This is a genomic window from Aquitalea sp. ASV11, from assembly GCF_016429185.1.
Taxonomy (GTDB): Bacteria; Pseudomonadota; Gammaproteobacteria; order Burkholderiales; family Chromobacteriaceae; genus Aquitalea; species Aquitalea pelogenes.
The window spans coordinates 1-4,445 of sequence record NZ_JAELUD010000127.1 but is presented as its reverse complement, the minus strand read 5'-3'; the positions used below and the strand labels follow the sequence as shown (position 1 = coordinate 4,445).

Sequence of the window (4,445 nt, the reverse complement as noted above, 5' to 3'; positions counted from 1 at the left end):
GGCCGGGTCCATGCCATTGCGCAGTACATCCGGACCGAAGCGCAGTGACAGCAGCCAGTCGCTGCTGGGCTGCTGGGCCGCGGGCGGCTCCAGGTGCTCGCCGGATGCATAGCGCAGCGTGTCGCTGCAGTGCTGCATCACCGTGGCGATCTCTGCCAGTATGCTGGCCTGTTCTTCGCCAGAGGGCGGAATGCCGCCATCCAGTGCCGCCAGCTGGGCCTTGACGTGGTCATGGCAGCGCAGCAACAGGCCATCCAGTTCTGCGTCCAGCTGCAAGCTGCCCTCCCTCAGCTGGTCGAGCAGGTCTTCTACCTGATGGGTGAAGTGAACGATGTCCTCCAGCCCGAACAGGCCGGCCGAACCCTTGATGGTATGCATGGCGCGGAACAGTGCACCCAGCTGCTCTGCCGTGATGTTGTCGGCTTCGGCATCCAGCAGGATGCCTTCCATTTCCTCCAGCAGTTCGGCGGACTCCTGCAAGAAGGATTGCCGTGCCTGTTCAAGATCCATCATCGCTCTCCAGGCAGGCTTGCAATGCGCCAAGGCCCATCAGCCGGATAAAACTGCGCACCGTCTGGCTGGGCTGGCTCAGCCGCAATGTGCGTTGCTGCCCTTGCTGCCGGGCCAGCAGCCATAACAGCACCTGGGCTGCAGCACAGTCCATTTCGCTGACCTGGGACAAGTCCAGCACCAGGTCGGCAGCGTCGCGGCTGGCCTCCAGTAGCTGCTGATGCAGGCTTGCTGCCTGATAGAGGGTCAGCTCAGCACCCAGCGTGATGCACTTTTCCATGAAAGGCTGTTACCGCGTTGTGAGCCGGGCAATGGCTGCCAGCAGATAGGGTGGTTCGAAGGGTTTGATGATCCAGGCACTGATGCCTTGTTGCTGGCCGCGCAGTTGCAAGTGGCGGGCATCCTGTGTGGTCAGCATGATGACGGGAGTGGCGGCATACAGCGGGTGCTGGCGGATGTGCTCCAGCAAGCCCAGGCCATCGAGTACCGGCATGTTGAGATCGGACAGGATCAGGTCGATCTGACGGCCATCCAGCATGTCCAAAGCTTGTTTGCCGTCGGCGGCCTGCAACACGGTATGGCCAGCGCCTTCCAGTGTCATTTTCACCACCAGGCGCAGGCTGAGCGAATCGTCGACGATCAGGATGGTTTTGCTCATGGCCTCCCTCTTACCCGGTTCAACAGCCGCTGTGCGCCAATGGCTACTGCTGCGGCTTGTTCATTCATGCCTGCATGCCTGACGGTCGCGCATGAACTTGTTATTTTTTCTTTCTAGTTGCTCGCTGGATTGAATGCAAACCGCAAAGCGGTCTGCAGTTGCAGGCGGATGACTGCCAGCGGAGGATGCCCTGTCGGCCGCAGGCCAAAAAAAACCGGCCACGCGGGCCGGTTGCAGCTGTCAGGCAGTATTGCCGGGAAATAACAGGGGGTTCAGCCCGCTGCGGGCAAAGCCCTGTTCCTCCAGTGCGGCATCCAGCGCCAGGCTGGCCAGGTCGTCTGCCACCGCTTCGGCCTGCGGGTCCTTGTCCAGCGACAGGATTTTCAGATAGCTGCCGCAATCGCCGCAGGACTCGCCGCGCACGGCATCATGCGCGTCCTGCAGCGACCAGTAGCCGATGTCGCGGGTGGCTTCGCAGTTGCTGCACTTGGCCCGCACCAGATGCCACTCGCTTTCGCACAGGCTGCAATGCAGATAGCGCAGGCCGGCTTCATTGCCCTGACGGACGATGCTCGCGACCGGGGCGCTGGCGCATACCGGACACAGATGACGCGCGTCGCCCGGTTCGGCAACACCCGCCATGTTCAGCTGGCTGGCCAGCTGGCTGAAGTACACCGACAAGGCCGCCCAGATGAATGGTGCCTGCGCACTATCCACCGCTGCCAGATCCCCCGACAACAGCTTCTGGGCTGCCGCTTCCAGCTGTGCCGGAGCGCTGTCGAGAAGTCCGTTCAGCACACCGGCCAGCAGCGGACTGGCACCTTCCGCCAGCTGTGCACACAGGGCTGGCAGCAGCTGTTGCCATTGACTGTCGCGTTGCCAGGCCATGGCCCCCAGGGGGGGCAGGCCGTGCTCGGCACACTGCCGGAAGTAATCCTCCCGCACGGGCAGCAACACCGGCTGGCTGTGTACCAGCTGGTGTTGGGCCTGGGCAATGCGGCTGGCCAGTTGCAGGTAATCAGCCATCACATGGCCCGCTGCCAGCTGTTGCAGCCGCGCCGCACGCTGACGATACAGCGTAGCGGGCTGCGGCAGCAGCAGCGGGGTGATGTCCAGGCTGGCTGCCTGACGTTCGGCCAATTGTTCGGCCGGAACAATGCGGATGCTCATGGCTTGTGCTTGTCTCCAGTCATTTCACGATACCAGCGCGGATGGTGCTTCTTGGCCCAGGCATGGGTGACCACGCCTTCCACCATGGCGCGGATGGTGCCGCGTACCCAGATGGCCGCGTACACATGTACCACGATGCCGGCAATCAGCGCCAGTGCGCTCCAGGCATGCAACAGCAGGGCAATGCGCACCACATCAATGGGGAAGGAGTAGGCAAAGTAGGGCCGCCAGATGACGACACCGGTGCAAATCAGCACCAGCAGGCAGCCCGTCATCAGCCAGAACATACCTTTCTGACCACCGTTGTACTTGCCGGTATCGCCCACCTCATGCCCGGCCAGCACCGATTTCACCGATTTCATCCACTTGATGTCTTCCTTGTCGATGAAATTGTGATGCCAGTAACGGAAGAACTGGCGGGCAAAACCGACAAACATCAGCACCCCGACAAAGGGGTGGATGATGCGTGCCAGCTGCGGCGTGCCGAACACCCCGGTGAGCCAGAAGAAGGCCGGGTAGAAAAAGGCCAGGCCGGAGATGGCCAGCAGCACGAAACACACCGCCACGATCCAGTGGTTGATGCGTTCCGCCGCGCTGTAGCGCTTGATCAGCTTTTCCTTGCTCATGCCTTGTCCTCCTCTTCGTCATCTTCGGCCTTGTTGGGGCCGACGCCGATGTAGTGGAAGAAGCCGAACAGCACCGACGCGGCCAGGCCGATGGTGGACAGCGGCTTGAGAATGCCCTTCCACAGGCTGACCACCGGACTGATCTGCGGATCCTTCTTCAGCCCGTGGTACAGCTCGGGCTGATCGGCATGGTGCAGCACGTACATCACATGGGTGCCGCCCACGCCTTGCGGATCGTACAGACCGGCATTGGCGTAGCCACGGGTTTTCAGCTCGTCCACCCGCACCTGTGCGTATTCCTTCATGTCCTCCTTGCTGCCAAAGCGGATGGCGCCGGTGGGACAGGTTTTCACACAGGCTGGTTCTTGCCCCACGCTCACCCGGTCGGAACACAAGGTGCACTTGTAGGCCTTGTTGTCCTTCTGGTTGATGCGCGGCACATTGAACGGACAGCCGGCAATGCAATAGCCGCAGCCAATGCAGTGCTCGGACTGGAAGTCCACGATGCCGTTGGCGTACTGGATGATGGCACCGGGCGACGGACAAGCCTTCAGGCAGCCGGGGTCGGCGCAGTGCATGCAGCCGTCCTTGCGGATCAGCCATTCCAGCTTGCCGTTCTGCTCCACTTCGCTGTAACGCATCACCGTCCAGCTTTCAGCAGTCAGGTCGGCCGGGTTGTCGTACACCCCGACATTGCTGCCGATTTCGTCGCGCAGGTCATTCCACTCCGAACAGGCCACCTGACAGGCCTTGCAGCCAATGCAGGTGGACACGTCGATCAGCTTGGCCACCTCCGCCTTGTGCTCGCGCGCAATCGGCGGCTGGGTGGGGCTGGCGGAGCGGCGCAGGATATCTTGCGATTGCAGTGACATGGTCGCTCCTTAAGCTTTCTCAACGTTGACGAGGAAGGACTTGAACTCCGGCGTCTGGGTGTTGGCATCCCCGACAAACGGCGTCAGCGTATTGGCAATAAAGCCTTTCTTGGTCAGCCCCTCAAAGCCCCAGTGAATCGGCACGCCAATATGGTGTACCAGCTGGCCGTTCACCTTCAGTGCCTTGATACGCTTGGTCACCACCGCCTTGGCCTTGATATAGCCACGCTTGGACGACACTTTCACCAGGTCGCCATGCGCAATGCCTTTTTCCCTGGCCAGCTCTTCGCCGATTTCCACAAACTGTTCCGGCTGCATGATGGCGTTCAGTCGTGCATGCTTGGTCCAGTAATGGAAGTGCTCGGTCAGGCGGTAAGTCGTTGCGGCATAAGGGAACTGCGCGTGCTGACCCAGTTCGGCCTTGTCGTCCTTGAACAGGCGGGCGGCCGGGTTGGAGATCACCTTGGGATGCAGCGGGTTGGTGCCCAGCGGCGTTTCGAACGGCTCGTAATGCTCCGGGAACGGCCCTTCGGCCATCTTGTCCAGCGCAAACAGGCGTCCCAGCCCTTCAGCCTGCATGATGAAGGGGGCCATGGGGCTGCCTGGCGG

7 protein-coding genes are annotated in these 4,445 nt (G+C 61.6%); all 7 read right to left on the bottom strand.

What is annotated here, in order from left to right:
• On the bottom strand, nt 1-510 hold a 510-nt coding region (locus JHD62_RS21100; protein ID WP_199104529.1), incomplete at its 3' end, for an Hpt domain-containing protein.
• Nucleotides 500-790, bottom strand: coding sequence for a lipid asymmetry maintenance protein MlaB (locus JHD62_RS21095; protein ID WP_199104528.1), 291 nt, complete (start codon nt 788-790; stop codon nt 500-502). The genes JHD62_RS21095 and JHD62_RS21100, both read right to left, overlap by 11 nt.
• Nucleotides 791-799: 9 nt before the next feature.
• Complete coding sequence (locus JHD62_RS21090; RefSeq protein WP_045845508.1) at nt 800-1,168, bottom strand: response regulator; 369 nt, start codon at nt 1,166-1,168, stop codon at nt 800-802.
• 240 nt (nt 1,169-1,408) lie between these two features.
• Complete coding sequence (fdhE, locus tag JHD62_RS21085) at nt 1,409-2,338, bottom strand: formate dehydrogenase accessory protein FdhE (RefSeq protein ID WP_199104527.1); 930 nt, start codon at nt 2,336-2,338, stop codon at nt 1,409-1,411.
• Complete coding sequence (locus tag JHD62_RS21080; protein WP_045845510.1) at nt 2,335-2,964, bottom strand: formate dehydrogenase subunit gamma; 630 nt, start codon at nt 2,962-2,964, stop codon at nt 2,335-2,337. Before JHD62_RS21080 ends, fdhE begins: the two co-directional genes overlap by 4 nt.
• Nucleotides 2,961-3,836: a formate dehydrogenase subunit beta gene (fdxH, locus tag JHD62_RS21075; protein ID WP_062788080.1), complete on the bottom strand. Its 876-nt coding sequence runs from the start codon at nt 3,834-3,836 to the stop codon at nt 2,961-2,963. The genes JHD62_RS21080 and fdxH overlap by 4 nt, the downstream gene beginning before the upstream one ends.
• A 9-nt stretch (nt 3,837-3,845) precedes the next feature.
• A partial coding sequence (locus JHD62_RS21070) for a formate dehydrogenase subunit alpha (protein WP_233161144.1) occupies nt 3,846-4,445 on the bottom strand: 600 nt, incomplete at its 5' end.